The 16,519-nt window shown below is 58.7% G+C and carries 16 protein-coding genes; 12 read left to right on the top strand and 4 right to left on the bottom strand.

The genetic code is table 11. The annotated features are described in order from the left end of the window. Positions 1-12: 12 nt before the first annotated feature. On the bottom strand, positions 13-801 hold the full coding sequence (locus QMN23_RS09775; protein WP_281999119.1) for an SDR family NAD(P)-dependent oxidoreductase: 789 nt from the start codon (positions 799-801) through the stop codon (positions 13-15). A 265-nt stretch (positions 802-1,066) separates the two neighbouring features. Here QMN23_RS09775 and QMN23_RS09780 point away from each other — a divergent pair, with 265 nt between their 5' ends. The 8 genes from QMN23_RS09780 to QMN23_RS09815 all read left to right on the top strand — a co-directional run bounded on the left by QMN23_RS09780 (position 1,067) and on the right by QMN23_RS09815 (position 9,181). After that, on the top strand, positions 1,067-1,642 hold the full coding sequence (locus QMN23_RS09780) for a hypothetical protein (protein WP_281999120.1): 576 nt from the start codon (positions 1,067-1,069) through the stop codon (positions 1,640-1,642). Between the two features lie 15 nt (positions 1,643-1,657). Next, positions 1,658-2,401 carry a 2,3-diphosphoglycerate-dependent phosphoglycerate mutase gene (gene gpmA / locus QMN23_RS09785; RefSeq protein ID WP_281999121.1) on the top strand — a complete coding sequence of 248 codons (744 nt, stop codon included), beginning with the start codon at positions 1,658-1,660 and terminating at the stop codon, positions 2,399-2,401. Positions 2,402-2,444: 43 nt separating this feature from the next. Next, positions 2,445-3,545, top strand: coding sequence for an NAD(P)-binding domain-containing protein (locus QMN23_RS09790; RefSeq protein ID WP_281999122.1), 1,101 nt, complete (start codon positions 2,445-2,447; stop codon positions 3,543-3,545). A gap of 148 nt (positions 3,546-3,693) precedes the next feature. Next, positions 3,694-5,505, top strand: a complete 1,812-nt coding sequence (gene mutL, locus QMN23_RS09795) for a DNA mismatch repair endonuclease MutL (protein WP_281999123.1) — start codon at positions 3,694-3,696, stop codon at positions 5,503-5,505. 44 nt (positions 5,506-5,549) lie between these two features. Further along, complete coding sequence (gene miaA / locus QMN23_RS09800; RefSeq protein WP_281999124.1) at positions 5,550-6,485, top strand: tRNA (adenosine(37)-N6)-dimethylallyltransferase MiaA; 936 nt, start codon at positions 5,550-5,552, stop codon at positions 6,483-6,485. An 11-nt stretch (positions 6,486-6,496) separates the two neighbouring features. Beyond that, a complete protein-coding gene (gene hfq, locus QMN23_RS09805) occupies positions 6,497-6,721 on the top strand; it encodes an RNA chaperone Hfq (RefSeq protein WP_281999125.1) in 225 nt (74 codons plus the stop codon). A gap of 67 nt (positions 6,722-6,788) precedes the next feature. Next, on the top strand, positions 6,789-7,871 hold the full coding sequence (locus QMN23_RS09810) for an AI-2E family transporter (protein WP_281999126.1): 1,083 nt from the start codon (positions 6,789-6,791) through the stop codon (positions 7,869-7,871). Then, a complete protein-coding gene (locus tag QMN23_RS09815; RefSeq protein WP_281999127.1) occupies positions 7,868-9,181 on the top strand; it encodes a DUF512 domain-containing protein in 1,314 nt (437 codons plus the stop codon). Before QMN23_RS09810 ends, QMN23_RS09815 begins: the two co-directional genes overlap by 4 nt. Before the next feature lie 102 nt (positions 9,182-9,283). On the opposite strand, the gene QMN23_RS09820 is transcribed toward QMN23_RS09815, so the two are convergent. Next, the gene (locus QMN23_RS09820) at positions 9,284-10,312 is read right to left on the bottom strand and encodes a cytochrome c3 family protein (RefSeq protein ID WP_281999128.1); all 1,029 of its coding nucleotides are present in this window, start codon (positions 10,310-10,312) and stop codon (positions 9,284-9,286) included. Positions 10,313-10,469: 157 nt separating this feature from the next. On the opposite strand from QMN23_RS09820, the gene QMN23_RS09825 reads away from it, so the two are divergent. Then, the gene (locus QMN23_RS09825) at positions 10,470-11,108 is read left to right on the top strand and encodes a DUF4124 domain-containing protein (RefSeq protein WP_281999130.1); all 639 of its coding nucleotides are present in this window, start codon (positions 10,470-10,472) and stop codon (positions 11,106-11,108) included. Positions 11,109-11,184: 76 nt separating this feature from the next. Here the strand turns inward: QMN23_RS09825 and QMN23_RS09830 are convergent, their stop codons facing one another. Further along, positions 11,185-11,736 (bottom strand): PEP-CTERM sorting domain-containing protein, encoded by a 552-nt coding sequence (locus tag QMN23_RS09830; RefSeq protein WP_281999131.1) that lies wholly within the window; start codon positions 11,734-11,736, stop codon positions 11,185-11,187. 556 nt (positions 11,737-12,292) lie between these two features. Between QMN23_RS09830 and QMN23_RS09835 the strand changes: the two genes are divergently transcribed. Beyond that, a complete protein-coding gene (locus QMN23_RS09835; protein ID WP_281999133.1) occupies positions 12,293-13,048 on the top strand; it encodes a Crp/Fnr family transcriptional regulator in 756 nt (251 codons plus the stop codon). Between the two features lie 29 nt (positions 13,049-13,077). Here QMN23_RS09835 and QMN23_RS09840 read toward each other — a convergent pair whose 3' ends face one another. Then, positions 13,078-13,803, bottom strand: coding sequence for a CAAX prenyl protease-related protein (locus tag QMN23_RS09840; protein WP_281999135.1), 726 nt, complete (start codon positions 13,801-13,803; stop codon positions 13,078-13,080). Positions 13,804-14,014: 211 nt separating this feature from the next. Here QMN23_RS09840 and QMN23_RS09845 point away from each other — a divergent pair, with 211 nt between their 5' ends. Next, positions 14,015-15,040 carry an ATP-binding protein gene (locus tag QMN23_RS09845; protein WP_281999136.1) on the top strand — a complete coding sequence of 342 codons (1,026 nt, stop codon included), beginning with the start codon at positions 14,015-14,017 and terminating at the stop codon, positions 15,038-15,040. Beyond that, positions 15,037-16,380 carry a sigma-54-dependent transcriptional regulator gene (locus QMN23_RS09850; RefSeq protein ID WP_281999137.1) on the top strand — a complete coding sequence of 448 codons (1,344 nt, stop codon included), beginning with the start codon at positions 15,037-15,039 and terminating at the stop codon, positions 16,378-16,380. The genes QMN23_RS09845 and QMN23_RS09850 overlap by 4 nt, the downstream gene beginning before the upstream one ends. The last annotated feature ends 139 nt before the right edge of the window (positions 16,381-16,519 follow it).

A 16,519-nucleotide genomic window follows, 5' to 3' on the forward strand; every position in this document is an offset into this window, starting at 1 on the left:
CGCCGGGGCCACTCAGAAGCAGGCCCGCACCACACCACCATCGACCCGCAGTGCCGCGCCGTTGGTCGCCGACGAGAGCGGGCTGCAGACGTAGGCGATCAGGCTGGCCACTTCGTCCGGGGTGGCAAAGCGTTTCAGCAGCGAGGTCGGGCGGACCGTCCGGAAAAATTCCGCCTCAAACGCGGCGAAAGAGCTGCCGCCGCTCAATTGCTCGACGAAGCCGTCCACCCCGGCGGTATGGGTTGGCCCGGGGAGGATGGCGTTTGCCGTTACCCCGGTGCCGGCGCAGAGCTCGGCGATGCCGCGCGACACGCCGAGAATGGCGGTTTTGGTCATCCCGTAGTGGATCATCTCGGCCGGGATCTGGATGCCGCTTTCGCTGCTGAGGAAGACGATCCTCCCCCAGTTACGCTCTTTCATCCTCGGGAGATAGCCCCGGGTGAGCCGGACGCCGCTCAGGACGTTGACTTCGAAGAACCGCCGCCACTCGTCGTCGCCGATCTCGGCGAACGGTTGCGCGCCATAGATGCCGAGATTGTTCACCAGGATGTCCACGGCCGGGAAGCGGCGGAACAACTGCTCGGCCGCTTCGGCCCGGGAGAGGTCGCCGGCGAACCCCTCCGCCACGGCGGCCGGGGCGGCGTTCCCGAGCTGCGCCAGGGCCGTGGCGACGGAGTCGTCGCTCCGGCCGTTGATAATCACTGCGGCTCCTTCACGGGCCAGGGCGATGGCCGTCGCTAGGCCGATCCCCTTGGTGGAACCGGAAATAAGGGCTTTTTTGCCGGTAAGCTGCAGGTCCATAAATACCTCCATTATGTAACGGAAATCCCCCCCGTGCCGGGGCGGTCGGCCGGGCCGCGACTGCCCGCGTTTCCCGTCTTGAGCCAATTGTAGCACGGTGGCCCGAAAAGCAACCGGCCGGCGGTGGCGCAGCCCCATTGGGGTGCCGGCAATGCGGGCGGGGGAAAGATGGTGTACACTGTAACCAGCCGCCGATCCGGGAAGCCCGGGCGACCCCGCTCCGGTTCAGCCGGACGGGATGCCGTAATATTCCGGAGGAATGCCCATGCGTTACCTGTTCCCCACTCTGTCGATGCTGCTGATCCTTGCCGCGCCGCTCCAGGCCGCCGAGCTTGGCAGTCTGGCCGAATGCACCACCTTGGTCTTCAAGGAGATCAGCCGTACCAAGAAATGGTCCGGCAAACCGCCGATCGGCTGCCCGGGAAAGGTGAACGTCGAAAAACGCGCCGCCGGCGTCTTCGTTACCGCCTGGGTCACCGAATCGGGCGGCGAAGGGTGGGTGATGACCGCCTTTTCGACGGCGGCTGGCTATGGCGAGCTTGTCGACAAAAAAAGCCTGGCTCGGGCAACGAGCGATGTCCTGGCGCGGGCCGGCCGGCTGGAGCGCTGTCTGCAGTCGCTGAAAAGCGAAAACGATCCGGGCGAATGCCGCAACCGGGCGACCAAGTCCTATCTGGTCGGTGAGGTGACCGGTACCGAGCATGAACAGCTGATCTGGCTGGAGGATAACGGTCGGCATGCGGTCGTCGAGTATTCCTACGGCGATACGTCGGATACACCGTTTCCCCCTGCCGACCTGTTTGAGGAAAACGGCGAGGGTGGCTGGAGTCTGACACAATAAGGGACAGGAGGGATCATGAAAAAAGTGGTGCTGCTCCGCCATGGCGAGAGTTTGTGGAACAAGGAAAACCGCTTCACCGGCTGGACCGACGTGGAACTGAGCGAGAAGGGGCGCGACGAGGCGGTTGCCGCGGGTAAACTGCTGGCCCGCGAAGGGTATCTCTTCGATGTGGCATTTACCTCGGTTCTGAAACGGGCGATAAAGACTCTCTGGCTGGTACTGGAGGAGATGGACCAGATGTGGCTGCCGATCCATAACAGCTGGCGGCTGAACGAGCGGCACTACGGGGCGCTCCAGGGACTGAACAAGGCGGAAACGGCGGAACGGCACGGTATGGCACAGGTGATGCTCTGGCGGCGCAGCTACGACGTGCCGCCCCCCCCGCTGGCGGCCGACGATCCGCGTCATCCCGGCTACGATCCGCGCTATGCGGCCCTCTCCCGCGAAGAACTCCCGGCGACCGAGTCGCTGAAGGATACGGTGGCCCGTTTTCTTCCCTACTGGCGGGAGCGGATCGCCCCGGCAATCATGGCCGGCGAACGGGTGCTCATCGCCGCCCACGGCAACAGTCTCAGGGCACTGGTCAAGTACCTCGACGGGATATCCGACGAAAAGATCGCCGAATTGAACATTCCAACCGGCATCCCGCTGGTTTACGAACTGGACGACGAGCTCCGGCCGTTGCGCCACTATTATCTCGGCGATGCTGGGGCCGCGGAGGAAGCCGCCCGGGCTGTGGCGGCGCAGCTGAAGGGTTGAGCCAAAAAGACGAAGGAGGAGCGAATGGTTCAGGAGGTCGGGCATGGCGAAGGTGTATGATGTGGTGATCGTTGGCGGCGGCCCGGGCGGGATAGCCTGTGCGTACCTCTGTCACAAGCGGGGTCTTTCCTACCTGCTGATCGAACAGGGGAAATCCGTCTTCCAGGGGATCACCAATACCTATCCCGAAGGAAAGAATGTCTACCCTTCCAAGCCGAAGGAAGCCGGTGAACCGTTTCTCGTCGAGGAACTGCGGCCGCCGGACAAACCGGTGACCGTCGAAAAATATATCCAGTACGTCCAGCATTTCGTCCAGCACGAAAACCTTGCCGTGCGGACCGAAGTCCAGTTCGAAGACCTGCAGGAACGGCGCGATCATCTGGTGGTGCAGACGGCGCAGGGGGATTTTGCCGCCCGCAAGGTGGTCCTCGCCTTTGGCAGCAGTATTCCGCGGGAGCTGTCGGTGTATGGTGACGCCAAGATGGTGGCCAAGACCCTTGACGATCCGAAGAAGTACCTTGGGGCCCGGACGCTGGTGATCGGCGGCGGCAACACCGCCGCCGATGTGATCATCTCCATCCTCCGGGCAAAGCGGGAAGCCAATGACGATCAGTCGGTCTACTGGGCCCACGTGGCGGAAAAGTTCGATGTCAACAAAGAGACGGCCCAGCGGCTCGGCGAGGAGATCCTGCTCGGCGGCAATATCCGGCTCCTGCCGGGGGCGATCCCCCGGATCGGTGAAGTGGACGAGGAGGGGGTTGACCGGCTGGTGATCCGGATCAACGACTTCCGCCAGCCGGACGGGATCGAGATTTATCATGCGATGAGTTTTCCGATGAAGAATGTCATCGCCTGCATCGGTTCCCAGGGGCCGCTGCCGATCTTCGACAAGATCGGCGTGCAGACGATCACCTGTGCCGAAGGGGTCTGCACCGTCGCCAAGGAGGGTGATCGGCTGATTCTGCTCACCAGTGAATACGAGTCGACCCGCAAAGGGGTCTACGTCATCGGCGGGGCGATCTCTCCTTCCTACATGAAAATCAGTGGCGGCAGCATCCAGGAGGAGAAGCATCCGAACCTGATCTATACGGCCGTGAATGATGCCTTCCATGTTGTCGAAGCGATTCGGCGGAAGCTCGGCTGACCGCTCTGTCGCTACCGTTCCTGCCGTTTGAAGCGTGATGCCGCCGCCCGGTCAGGGTGGCGGCATTTTCGTGGCCCGCTTTACAAACGGGGGGCGGTTGCGCTATGGTAGCCGTGATTACAGGCCAGCAGCACGATAGAGGTGAGCAGTGGCGCCACGGATCAGGATCCTCCCCGAAAATCTGACCAACAAGATTGCCGCCGGCGAGGTGGTCGAGCGTCCCGCTTCGGTGGCCAAGGAGCTGGTGGAAAATGCCCTTGACGCCGGCTGTCGGGAGGTGGTCGTCGAGATCGAAGCCGGGGGGCGGCGGTTGATCCGGGTCACCGACGACGGCTGCGGGATGACCCGCGAAGATGGGTTGATGGCATTGGAGCGGCACGCAACGAGCAAGATTGTCACCGATGAAGATCTCTTTGCGCTCTCGACCCTCGGTTTTCGCGGTGAGGCATTGCCGTCGATCGCCTCGGTGAGCCGGTTCACCCTGGCGACCCGCGAGCGGGGCGCCATCGAGGGGACCGAGATTTATGCCGAAGGGGGGAAGATTCGCGAGGTAAAAGCCTGCGGCATGGCGGAAGGAACGGTAATCACCGTTCGCAACCTCTTTTTCAATACCCCCGCGCGGCTCAAGTTCATGAAGAGCAGTGAAACCGAAGCGGGGCACATGGGCGATCTGTTGACCCGTCTGGCCATTTCCCGGCCGGAAATCCGCTTCACCTACCTCAACGACGGCAAGACGGTCTTTCGTGCCCTGGACGGTTCGTTGGTGAACCGGGTAGGGGCGCTGCTCGGCCGGACGGTTGCCGGTGCCCTCTACCCGGTGGAGATGACGGCGGAGGGGATCACCGTCCGGGGGCTGGTGGCCCGCCCTGACTGCAGCCGTTCGACGGCGGGGCACCTCTTTACCTATATCAATGGCCGGTTCATCAAAGATCGGGTGGTACAGCACGCCATCCTCCAGGCCTATCGGAATTTCCTCGCGCGGGGACGCTACCCGGTAGTGGTGCTGTTCATCGAGTTACCTGCCGGCGAAGTGGACGTCAACGTCCATCCGACCAAGCATGAAGTCCGCTTTCGCCAGCAGGGGATCGTGCACGATCTGCTCTGCGGGGCGATCGAGGAGACACTGCGTCTTACTCCCTGGCTGCGCCAGCCGGCCGCTCCGACTGCCCCGTCGCCCGCCGCCCGCCTGGCCGCCGTCCAACCAGCCGCCGGCATCAGCGAGCAGCGGGTTGCTGAAGTGCGAGAGCTGCTAGCCAACTATCGCCCGACGCTTCTGCCGGAACGCTCGCCGTTTCTGCCGCCGGTTTCCGCGACACGGCCGGCCGCAACGGGGGCGCCTGCCGGTGCTTCTGTCGCCGAAGGTGTAGCGTTGCCGGGCTACTTCTCCTCGCTGACCGTCATTGGCCAGTTTCACGCCGCCTATATCATCTGCCAGGACGGGGCCGACCTCGTGCTCATCGATCAGCATGCCGCCCACGAACGGGTTGCCTTCGAACGGCTCAAGGGGCAGTTTGCCGCCGGCACGGTCGAGAGCCAGGGGGTGCTTTTCCCGGAAACTCTGGAGCTGTCGCATCGGGAATCGGCCATGGCACGGGAACATGGCGGCGAGCTGGCCCGGCTCGGTTTCGACCTGGAGGATTTCGGGGGGACGACCTGGATCGTCAAGGGGATTCCCCGGCCGCTGGCGGGCAGGGATTATCTGCGGCTGCTCCGGGATACGCTGGAAGAGTTGCAGGGGATCGGCAAGAGCCGCACCGTCGCCGAGGTGATCGAGGATATCCTGACCCGGATTGCCTGCCACAGCGTGGTGCGCGGCGAACACTCCTTGAGCGTCAGCGAGATCGAGGCACTGTTCCGTCAGATGGACGCGACCGACTTCTCGACCAATTGTCCCCACGGTCGGCCGGTGTTGCAACGGATCACCCTTGGCGAAATCGAAAAAATGTTCAAGAGAAGCTGAATGAAGCGTCTGCCGTCGCCGTGTTGCCGAAGAGGAGAGACCCGATGAATCCCGCAGCCGCCGAGCGGGTCAAGTTGGTCGTCATCCAGGGACCGACGGCATCGGGGAAGTCGGAGTTAGCCGTCCGTCTCGCCGAACAGTGGAATGGCGAAATCATCAACGCCGATTCGATGCAGGTCTACCGGGGGATGGATATCGGCACTGCCAAGCCGTCGGCAGAATTGCGCCGGCGGGTGCCGCACCATCTCCTCGACATCGTCGATCCTGACTACAACTTTTCCGCCGCCGATTTCCAGGCGCGGGCCACGGCGGCCATTGCCGACATTCATCGCCGGGGACGGCGGGCGTTCGTGGTTGGTGGTACCGGCCTCTATCTCAAAGCCCTGACCCGGGGGCTGGTCGATTCCCCCCGCGGTGAAGGGGCGCTGCGCCAGGAACTTGAAGAGCGTTTCGATCGGGAGGGGGGGGAGCTGCTGCTCCGGGAGCTGGCGCTGGCCGACCCGGCAACTGCTGAGCGGCTCCATCCCAATGATCGGGTGCGGATCGTCCGGGCACTGGAGGTTTTCCTGCTGACCGGTCGGCCCTTTTCGACTTTCCATGAGGAACACCGCTTCGCTGAAGAACCTTACGAGTGTCTCAACCTCGGCCTGATGGTCGATCGGGAGGTCCTCTACCGGCGGGTGGAGGAGCGGGTGGAGGCGATGCTTGCCGCCGGGCTGGTCAACGAGGTGCGGCGCCTGCTGGCGGCCGGTTATTCACCCGAACTGAAGGCGTTGCGCTCCATCGGCTACAAGGAAGTGTGCGCCGCCCTGGCGGGTGAATACCCTTGGGAGGAAGCGGTACGTCTCATCAAACGGGATACCCGTCGCTATGCTAAACGCCAGCTCACCTGGTTCAAAAGGGAAACTGCAATAATCTGGGTTGAATATCCGAAGAACTTTGCTAGTATAAGTAACATTGTTATGGGATTTTATCATTAAAGGAGCGGACAATGGCGAAAGCACCATTCAACATCCAGGACCAATATCTGAACCAGTCGCGCAAGGAGCGGGTGAAGGTGGTCGTTCGGCTCATGTCGGGTGAAAAGCTGGAGGGGTATATCAAGTCATTCGACAATTTTTCCGTTTTGATGGAGATCCAGGGCGACATCCTGATCTATAAACACGCGATTTCTTCCATTACCTCGGTTGACGGAAATTTCCGTCTGCATCAATAATCTCGTCCACGAGGGGAGGGTCGGAAAGTCCCGCCTGTTCCGGCTCTCCCCTGATTGATACGTTCCCTTGACCCAACTTACCCGACAGAAATCCATCCTGCTCATGGCCGGCGCCGCGTTGGTGCTGATGCTCCTGGCGGCCTATTCGCTGAGCTCGATCCTGCTGCCGATCCTGCTGGCGCTGATCCTGGCCTACGTGCTGAATCCACTGGTTGGTTGGCTGGTGCGCCGGAAGGTCCCGCGAGTCCTGGCAATCGTCATCGTGATGGCCGGCATTCTGGCGGTCTGCAGTGCCGTCGTTGCCTTCCTGGCCGCCTCGATCCAGAAAGAGCTGGCGAGCGTCCAGCTCAATCTGCCCGAATATGCGGGCCGCCTCTACGATTTGATCCCTGCTCAGGTCAAGGTCTATCTCGATATTGAAACCCAGGATAAACTTTATGCCCAGATCAACCGCCTGGTCGAGCAGTTGCGCGGCGTCTCCTTCGATATTGCCCGTGAAGTGCTGGCGGTGGCCAGAAAGGCGTTCGCCTCGACCCTGTCGTTGATCCTGAGTATTGTCGGCTACCTGATCACCCCGGTCTACCTGTTTTATTTCCTGGCGGATTTACCATTGTTCAAACAGTGGCTTCTCGAGCTGGTTCCGTTGCGCTATCGGGACCGGAGCCTTGGCCTGGGGCGGGAGATCGACGAGGTACTCTCTTCCTTCATTCGCGGCCAGCTGTCGGTCTGCGCCATTCTGGCGGTGCTTTACAGTATCGGACTGACCCTGATCGGCATCGACCTGGCGATCGTCATTGGCAGCCTTTCGGGGATGCTCTTCATTATCCCTTACGTCGGGACGATCTTCGGGATCGTCGTCTCGCTGATGATGGCTTTTCTCAAGTTCCACGACCTGCTCCATCCGCTCCTCTGTCTCGGCTGGTTCGCCATCGTCCAGGGAGTCGAGGGGGCGGTCATCACCCCGGCGGTGGTCGGCAACAAGGTTGGACTGCACCCGGTGGTCGCTATTGTCGCCCTTTTTATCGGCGGTCAGTGGTTCGGTATTTTCGGGATGCTGCTTGCCGTCCCGCTGACTGCCGTTCTCAAGGTGCTTCTCGGTTCGCTGCGTAGCTGGTATCTCGGTACTTCCTTCTATCGGGGGGAAGCATGAGCGGGCTGTTGGTTGAGAGCGTCGTACCGGGGAGCATCGCCGAGGAGATGGAAATCGAGCCTGGTGATCGGTTGCTGGCAATCAATGGCCAGCCGTTGCGCGATATCATCGACTACAATTATTACACCGCCGATGAAGAGATGGTTCTCGACCTGCGCAAGCCCTCAGGCGAAGAGTGGGAGATCGAAATCGAGCGTGACAGCGGTGAGCCGCTTGGCCTGATCTTCGCTGCCCCGACACCTACCCAGTGCGGCAACAAATGCGTCTTCTGCTTTGTCCACCAGCTCCCCAAGGGGTTGCGCCGCCCGCTGTACGTAAAGGACGAGGACTACCGCCTCTCTTTTCTCTACGGCAACTACGTGACCCTGTCGAATATCGGTCGCGACGAACTGGCCCGGATCATCGAGCAGCGACTTTCGCCGCTCTATATTTCGGTCCACGCCACAAATCCGGCACTGCGGGAACAATTGCTCGGTCGCACGGGAATTCTGCCGATCCTCTCGGTTATGGAGGAGTTGGCAGCTGCCCGTATTACCATGCATACCCAGGTGGTACTCTGTCCCGGGCTGAATGACGGTGCCGAGCTGGAGCGGACCGTCAACGACCTGGCGGCGCTACGGCCGTGGGTTGCCTCCCTGGCTATCGTCCCGGTCGGGCTGACCAGTCACCGTCAGGGACTGCCCGACTTGCAGCCGGTTACCGCGGCCTATGCCGAACGGTTCATCGACCGCTGGCAGCCGGAAGCGGTCCGGCTGGCCAAGCGGTTCGGCGAGCCGTTTCTCTTTCTAGCCGATGAGTTTTTCATCAAGGCGGGGGTACCGTTTCCCCCCTTGGCTGGCTATGGCGACCTGCCCCAGATCGAAAACGGCGTCGGGATGATCCCGCTCTTTCTCGATCAGGCCAACCGGGTGCTCAGGCGGGCCCGCCCGCTGAAACCGATAACCGTCACTGCGGCGACTGGCGAGTCCCCGTACCGTTATCTCGCAGATTTCCTTGCTGGCCTGTCACAAAAGACCGGTTGCACAGTTGTGCCGGTGGCGATCCCTAATCGATTGTTCGGTGAGACGGTAACCGTCACCGGTCTGGTGGCCGGGCGGGATATCATCGCTGAACTTGCGGAGCGGGAACTGGGTGCGGCTGTTGTGATTCCCGATGTGATGCTGAAGGAAGGTGAGGGAGTGTTTCTCGATGATCTGACCGTCGCCGATCTGGAAGTCGCTCTGCACACCAGGGTGGTCGTTGCCGAAGCGACGCCGGCCGGAATTTACGATATGCTGCGGCAGTTGGCTAAGGATTCGTCACGCCGGTAACAACGCACGTTGTCGTTTGAAAATAATAAGGGCGGGGAAATCGCAGCGATTTCCCCGCCCTTGTCGTTGTCCGGCAATCTTCCCGGTTAACCGGGAATTACCTCACATCTTGTGACATTTGCCACAATCGTCTTTAACGCTGAAGGCATCGTTACCGTTGTGGCAGGTGCCGCACGATTTCCCTTTTTCCATATCGGCCATCGTTGCCGGAGCCCCGCCGCGCTTGTATTTGAAGACCTTGGTGTGGCAGTCGGCGCATTTGTACATGCCGAGATGGAATTCATGGCTGAAACTGGCTTCGCCCATGCTAGTCTTGAAGATTTCAACGCCCGGTTTGAGCGTCGGGTGGCATTTCGTGCAGTCCCCCGTAGAGGCGAAGGCATCCTTGCCGTTGTGGCAGGCGCCGCATGATTTACCCTTGGCCATGTCGGCCATGGTGTAATGTTTAGCGCCAGTCTTGTATTGGAAAATCTTGGTGTGGCAATCGCTGCACTTGTACATGCCGGTATGAATCTCGTGGCTGAATGCCGCGTCGGCAACGCCTTTTATCTTGAACGAAACCACCTTCGGCGGCGTCATCCCCTTATGACAGTTGCCACAGTTGCCGGCGACGGTGAAAGCGGTTTTCCCGTCATGACAGGCGCCGCAGGTCTTCCCTTTTTCCATCTGGGCCATGGTGACGTTGCGTTCCTTGCCGGTGATCACTTTGCCGTTATGGCAGCTCTTGCAAGCTGTGGCGCCCAGCATCGACAGGTGGTTTTCGTGTGAAAAGACCACCTCTGTCGCTCCTTTTACCCGGTAGGTTACCGAAAATGGCTTGCCGGTGTGGCAGCGGGTGCAGTCGCTTTCCTTGGCAACGCTGAAAGCTGTGTAGCCGGTGTGGCAGGCGCCGCATGACTTTCCTTTTTCCATCTCGGCCATAGTGAAATGACGCTGGCCTTTCAGGTTAAAGATCGTCATATGGCAAATACGACAGTTATTGTTATACTTGGCCAAGTGTATGTCGTGGCTGAATACGACCGGCTGGCCGTATTTGAGTTTGTAGATGATGTCTTTTGTCTCTTTCGCCTGGGAAGTGAGCGGGCAGAGCGCGATTAGGATCGCGGCCAGAAAGATATAAGGGTGCTTCATGATAAACTCCTTATATTGTGAATAGTAATAGCTCTTTCAAACGCAGTACTATACACAGGGGCACCTGTATCGTCAATGTTAATTGTTGACACAACACTACTACACAGATTATTTCGATTGGCGTACATTCTGTTCATATTCAAATTCGGGAGTTGCTATGAAAAAGTGCTTGATTGCCGTTGCATTGCTTGCGGTGCTGCCCGGGGTGCGTGCATTCGGTGAGACCTACCGCTGGGTTGACGAACGGGGAATTATTCACTTTACGGACAATCCGGAGAATATCCCGGCAAAATATCTCAAGAGAGTCCAGCAACTCCCGTCGGTGACCGGGACGCCGCAGGCCCCGCCGCCGAGCGCTCCCGAGACAGCAGCGGAGCCCGCCGCGCCGGCCCGGCCGGCAGAGCTGCGCTATGGTGGGATGACCGAAAGCGAATGGCGTGAAAAGTTCACTTCGCTGCGTCAGGAGATGAAAGCGCTGGAAGATGGGCTGCCGGCCAAGCGGGACGAATTGAATGCTCTGCATCGCATTTGGGTTATCAGCATGGGGCGCTTGCCGACGGGTAAAGAACTGCAGGATTTTGCCAAGAAGCAGGAAGAAGGGGCGACCACTGTCGAAGATAATCCTTACGTGAACAAGAATCCGCTTAGTTCGCCGGGACGTAACCGTGAGGCTTATTACAAAAAGCTTGCTGAAGTGCAGAAGGACGAGGCGCGGATCAAGGAACTGCAGGCGCAGCTTGCTGCTCTTGATCTTGAGGCGAGCCGGGCAGGTGTTCCTTTTCCCTGGCGCCGTTGAAGCGCTGCATCGATTGGCTGGAATGCAAAAGGGGGACATGACGTCCCCCTTTTCTGTAAGCTGGCAGGGTGTTCCGTTAGGCTTTTTTGCTGCGGCGGTACAGCCCGACGCCAATCAGGCCGACACCGAGGAGAACGATTGTCCCCGGTTCGGGTACAGCGGACGTGGCGGAGAATGTTCCAACGGCTGAATTCCCCTGGGTGGTGAAAATCCAGTTCCCCGGGGTATCATCGAAACCGGTGATACCGAGCGTTCCGGAACCGACCAGCGTCAGCGACGAGCCATCGGGCGAAACCGAAGACGTGACCGAAGTCATTACGAAGTCATAGGTAATGCCGTTGTAAGTGAATGTCCAGAGTGGCGATACCGGGTTCGGGCTTAACGTCGGGCTGAAATAGAAGTCCTGGAAGGTTACCATGGTCCCGGAAGGGATGGCGGCGTAATCTCCCTCGTTACCGAGCAGCGTGAATCCCAGCAGGAAATCGATGCCGGTGGCAGTTGACGGGGTGGTGCCGCCCAGGTAGGAGCTGGCGCCGGCAAAATTGAGACTGCCCGAAATGGGTACCGCCAGAGCGGTTGACGCTGCAAAGCAGCAAATTGCGGCAAATATCGCTAAAATCCTTTTCATCAGTTTTCCCCCCTTTATTTGTTTAATTACGCAAAGTGTCTTGAAGAACCATCCTTCGCTTGCGCTAACCCATGCATCTACCAATAGCAAGCCCGGTGCCATTCTGCAACTATCAGAAATGACAGGACTGTTTCCAGCTGTGGTCGATAAAATCTCTAAAAGTGTAAAATAAACCGACGGAGTATTCTGGAAAAAATTACATGTCCTCCTCGACGTGGTGCGTAACGGGCCGGCGTGCGGGGCCGGGGGAGGTTACCGTGATGCAATGCCTTGGCAAACGGGCCGCTGCCCGGTTATCAGGTTAGTACCCTTTAAATTTGGTTGGTTTTTATTGCATTGGTATATTAAGATGCTTTATCGAACCGGCGGGGGATGCCGGAGCGCCTCAGTGCTCCGTTGCTGTTGCCTGCGGGGAATGTTCGGGTACAATGTATAAATTAAATCCTCTTACGGCTTTTGCACATCGTGAAGTGGATTCGTTCTTTGGGCACGTTGTGGATGTATTGATACGAACGGCCGGTTCGTCCTGATTTCTTCAGCAGTAAAGGAGTATGGAATGGTGCGGACCGGCGGCGGTTCGGAAGGAGGGCTTGTCATGGCATCTGCTCAGGAAGGAAGCCCGCAGGCCGATATGGAACGGATGCTTCGTCGTCTTCCGTTTTTTGCGTCGCTGACTGACGATGAACTCTCCTCGCTCAGGGCAACGGTCAAGAAGAAAGGTTTTGCGAAGAACTCCATGATCCTCTGCGAAGAGGATTCCAATCGTTACATGTACATCGTCATTTCCGGCAAGGTGAAGGTCATCAGGACGGGAAGCGATGGCAAAGAGCGCATTTTCGCCATGCACAAACGAGGGGACTTTTTCGGCGAGATGGCCATGCTGGACGGGAAGACCTCACCGGCGGCGGTGGTTGCCCTTGAGGATACCTCGGTTGGCTTGATTGCCAAGGATGATTTCGACCGTTACCTGATGACCAACCCGAAGGTCGTTGAAAAGATAATCGGCGTTCTCTGCTCCCGGCTGCGTGAGGCGTGGATGATGCTCAAGGTGCTGAGCAGTGCCGATGCCGAGCAACGGGTCAGAACGGTGTTGGAGCTGCTGGCCGATACTCATGGCGTGAACGATGCTCGCGGAACCATCATCAGCGTTAAACTGACCCACAAGGATATCGCCGGCTATGCCAATCTTGCCAGGGAAACGGTGAGTCGACTGCTGACATCGTTACGTAGGGAAGACGAGATAGAAATCCTCGATTCTCACCAGATCGTGCTGAAACGGGCGTTTCGCCGGAACGAAGCCGTCACCAACTAGTGATGCCGTTGCCTGTCTTCGGGGGGACGCTACCAAAAATGCCACGCCTGGCGGAGCAGGACATAAACTCCGAGCGCCAGATTAGTAACGGCGTGGGCTAGTACGCACTGGGCAATGCTTCCGGTAAACCTGAACAGGAGCGTATAGACGGCTCCTGCCATCATCCCGGCAAAAATCAGGTGGTGTTCCAGGCCAAACAGCACCGTTGCCACGATAAATGCCGGAGCGGTGAGTTTACCTGGTGGTATAGCCGTGAAGTCGGCATCAATGAGGTATCTGAGGAGGAACGAGCGCCAGAAAAGCTCTTCAATAAGCGGAATGACTGCCGTCGCGCCGAATATCCTGCCAAGAATCACCACGTTTCTGAGTGCGGGATCGTCGATCAGCAAGGGATTGAAGCCTGTTGGGGGCGACTGGAATGGCAGCCGCCAATCCATGACGATCCAGAGTGCGAATGTAACCACGCCGATGAAGATACTGGCGATTGACTGCCGGGGACGTGTCAGGTCGCGAATCCTGAACTCATCGCAGCGGCCCAGGCAAATAGCAAGAACGGCGCCGGCCGCCGCGATGCGCAGCAGATAGAAGTAAAGAAACCATTGCCCGGGAATGGCGATTATGCCCCGTGTCACCAGGGAACGGCAGAGTTCCTCCACCCCGATCAGCAGCATCAGTGTTGCGAAGGGGAGAATCCGGGGCAGGGCTGGTGAGCCCAGCAGCCGGCGGCTGGCAGCGGGGGAGGAAGAGGCGGTCATGGTAGCCCTTTCGTGGACACTGGGTAGCGTTAGCCAGGCATCCCCTGGCAGACGGCCGTCGAACAACTCTACCCGATCCGGCTTGTGACCGCAATCACGCTTTGTTCGACGGCGAATTTAGCGGGACATGGAGGTTTGAAGGAGTGAAATCAAGGATGATATTCGGGGTGGTTGCCCTCCGGCTCCATTCCGGCTGCTGGAATGTTTGGCTATGACACTCTACTCTTTTCGTGTTGATGACAAATTGAATCTCATCGCCCATGAAGGTGACGGAGCGGCGTTTTCCGAATTGCCTCTCGGCGTACCTTACTACGAGTACTACCCCCGCCTCGGTTATAAATCTGTCGATGCCGTGGCCTATGCCATCGAGCACGGCGAGCCGCTTTCCCTTGCCGGATACCGGTTGTTTTGTTTCCATCGGGAGAAGTGTACCGCGGACATCGAGATCATCCCTCAATTTGCCGGGGAATGCCGTTGCTGCGGTGCGATGATTGCAGTCGATATCCGTAGCGGGTGCTCCGTTCTCGGCGAAATGGAAAATGCCCAGGCGCTGGTGGATATTGGCAAGATTTCGGTTACGCTTGCCCATGGTGTCCGCAATCCGCTGAACGCCATCAAGGGGGCGGTGGTTTACCTCAAGGACAAGTACGGCACTGACGCGACGTTCGGTGAGTTTGCCGGGATCATCGATGATGAAATTCACAAGCTGGATAATTTCATCACCATGTTTCTCAGTACCTCGTATCTTGATGCCCGTTGCGAGGAGATTCAACTTAACGATCTTCTCGAGCGGGTGGCTAATCTTGTTACTCTGCAGGCGCAGGCGTGCCAGGTGCTGTTCAAGGTTGAGTACGGTGACTTGCCGGTCATCAGGCTCGATTCCTTCAACATCGGTCACGCGATTCTTAATGTCGTCAACAATGCACTTGGCGCCATGGAATCGGGGGGGATGCTGACCCTCCGTTCGAGACGGGAACAGGATGGCGAGGCCGAGGTCGCCGTTGTCGAGATTGCGGATACCGGCCCCGGAATCGACTATCGCGGCACGAAGAATATCGGCGGCTTTCCTGCTGCAGGCTGTCGGAAGCTGGGGCGGGGGTACGGGTTGTTCATAACGGGTGAGATTATTCGTCACCATCGGGGAAAGCTTGAAATTATCGGCAATCCACACGGTGGCACAACAGTCCGGATCGTACTGCCGGTAATCCCTCCGGGGGAGATGACGCAAGGAGAATGATTGTGCAGGGACATGTCCTGATCGTTGACGATGAGCCAAATGCCGCCCGGGTGCTCTCGGCAATTTTGACCGGTGACGGGCATATGGTATCGTCCGTTGCCGATGTCCCGGCCGCCGAACGGCTTCTCAAGTCGCGCGATATTGATGTGATCATTACCGATCTCCGGATGCCGGGCAAAGATGGGATGCAGTTGTTTGAATATGCGGTGGAGCATTTCCCCGATATCCCGGTAATTTTTCTTACCGCGTATGGCTCGGTTGATTCTGCGGTCAACGCAGTGACCCGCGGTGCCTTCTACTATTTCATCAAGCCGCCCGACTATGTCAAACTGAAGAGCATGGTCGCTCGAGCCGTGGAACAGCGGACACTGAAACGCCAAGTCGCGGAACTTCGCAAGCAGGTCGCCGAGCGGGACGGTGCCGGCCGGCTTATCGGTACGAGCGCCGGCATGCAGAAGATTTACGATACGGTCGAGGCGGTCAAGAACTCCATGAGCAGTGTGCTCATCTGCGGTGAAACGGGGACGGGCAAGGAGTTGATTGCCCGGTCGCTTCATTACGGGAGTGTGCGTCGAGACCGTCCCTTTGTCGCGGTCAACTGTGCAGCTTTCCCCCGCGAACTGATGGAATCGGAGCTGTTCGGTTACGAAAAAGGGGCCTTCAGTGGGGCGTCGGCCCGCCGCGTAGGGCGATTCGAGGCGGCTGCCGATGGGACGCTGTTCCTCGACGAGATCGGCGAACTGGAGCTTTCTCTCCAGGCCAAACTGCTCAGGGCGCTCCAGGAGAAAGAGATTGAGCGCCTGGGAAGCAACCGGAAGATCAAGGTGAATATTCGAGTTGTTTCCTCGACCAACCGCGATTTGAAGCGTGAGATTGCCAATGGCTCGTTTCGTGAGGACCTGTACTATCGACTCAATGTCGTGCAGATCAATGTCCCGGCGTTACGGGAACGACGGGAGGACATCCCGTTGCTTATCACCGAATTCGTTAGGGAATTCGGCCTCAACGAAGGCCGGTCTCTCAGGATTTCCGACGAGGTGATGAAGGCGCTGGTCGGCTTTCCCTGGCCGGGTAATGTCCGGCAATTGCGCAATACCATCGAGCGGGCAGTGGTGATGGCTCGGGGGGGCGAGATTACCTTCAAGCATCTTCCTGAAGAGATTATGGCCGGCTTGGACGAGCAACCGCTCTCCTCCGAACCGAAAACACTCCGCGAACTGGAAGAAGAGGCGATCCTTCAGGCGCTACGGGAATGCGACGGGAACAAATCCCGGGTGGCAAAGAAGCTTGGCATTTCACGCAAGACATTGTACAAGCGGCTTGACGATCTGGGAATGTAAGTGACAAACATCGACTGTTACCGATGGTAACAGTCGATGCCTATGTAAATTGGTTGTTTTTACGTGGTTTTACTGCAAGGTGTATCCAATGGATACACCTTTTTTTGTTTTAGGACGCAGATTGATGGTTGTTGTTTCC

The sequence above is a fragment of the Geotalea uraniireducens genome (assembly GCF_027943965.1).
Classification (GTDB): Bacteria; Desulfobacterota; Desulfuromonadia; order Geobacterales; family Geobacteraceae; genus Geobacter; species Geobacter uraniireducens.

What these genes read in the sequence shown, in the direction of transcription:
- QMN23_RS09775 (WP_281999119.1), bottom strand. Translation starts at nt 801, where the DNA reads ATGGACCTGCAGCTTACCGGCAAAAAAGCCCTTATTTCCGGTTCCACC.
- QMN23_RS09780 (WP_281999120.1), top strand. Translation starts at nt 1,067, where the DNA reads ATGCGTTACCTGTTCCCCACTCTGTCGATGCTGCTGATCCTTGCCGCG.
- gpmA (WP_281999121.1), top strand. Translation starts at nt 1,658, where the DNA reads ATGAAAAAAGTGGTGCTGCTCCGCCATGGCGAGAGTTTGTGGAACAAG.
- QMN23_RS09790 (WP_281999122.1), top strand. Translation starts at nt 2,445, where the DNA reads ATGGCGAAGGTGTATGATGTGGTGATCGTTGGCGGCGGCCCGGGCGGG.
- miaA (WP_281999124.1), top strand. Translation starts at nt 5,550, where the DNA reads ATGAATCCCGCAGCCGCCGAGCGGGTCAAGTTGGTCGTCATCCAGGGA.
- hfq (WP_281999125.1), top strand. Translation starts at nt 6,497, where the DNA reads ATGGCGAAAGCACCATTCAACATCCAGGACCAATATCTGAACCAGTCG.
- QMN23_RS09815 (WP_281999127.1), top strand. Translation starts at nt 7,868, where the DNA reads ATGAGCGGGCTGTTGGTTGAGAGCGTCGTACCGGGGAGCATCGCCGAG.
- QMN23_RS09820 (WP_281999128.1), bottom strand. Translation starts at nt 10,312, where the DNA reads ATGAAGCACCCTTATATCTTTCTGGCCGCGATCCTAATCGCGCTCTGC.
- QMN23_RS09825 (WP_281999130.1), top strand. Translation starts at nt 10,470, where the DNA reads ATGAAAAAGTGCTTGATTGCCGTTGCATTGCTTGCGGTGCTGCCCGGG.
- QMN23_RS09830 (WP_281999131.1), bottom strand. Translation starts at nt 11,736, where the DNA reads ATGAAAAGGATTTTAGCGATATTTGCCGCAATTTGCTGCTTTGCAGCG.
- QMN23_RS09835 (WP_281999133.1), top strand. Translation starts at nt 12,293, where the DNA reads ATGGTGCGGACCGGCGGCGGTTCGGAAGGAGGGCTTGTCATGGCATCT.
- QMN23_RS09840 (WP_281999135.1), bottom strand. Translation starts at nt 13,803, where the DNA reads ATGACCGCCTCTTCCTCCCCCGCTGCCAGCCGCCGGCTGCTGGGCTCA.
- QMN23_RS09845 (WP_281999136.1), top strand. Translation starts at nt 14,015, where the DNA reads ATGACACTCTACTCTTTTCGTGTTGATGACAAATTGAATCTCATCGCC.
- QMN23_RS09850 (WP_281999137.1), top strand. Translation starts at nt 15,037, where the DNA reads ATGATTGTGCAGGGACATGTCCTGATCGTTGACGATGAGCCAAATGCC.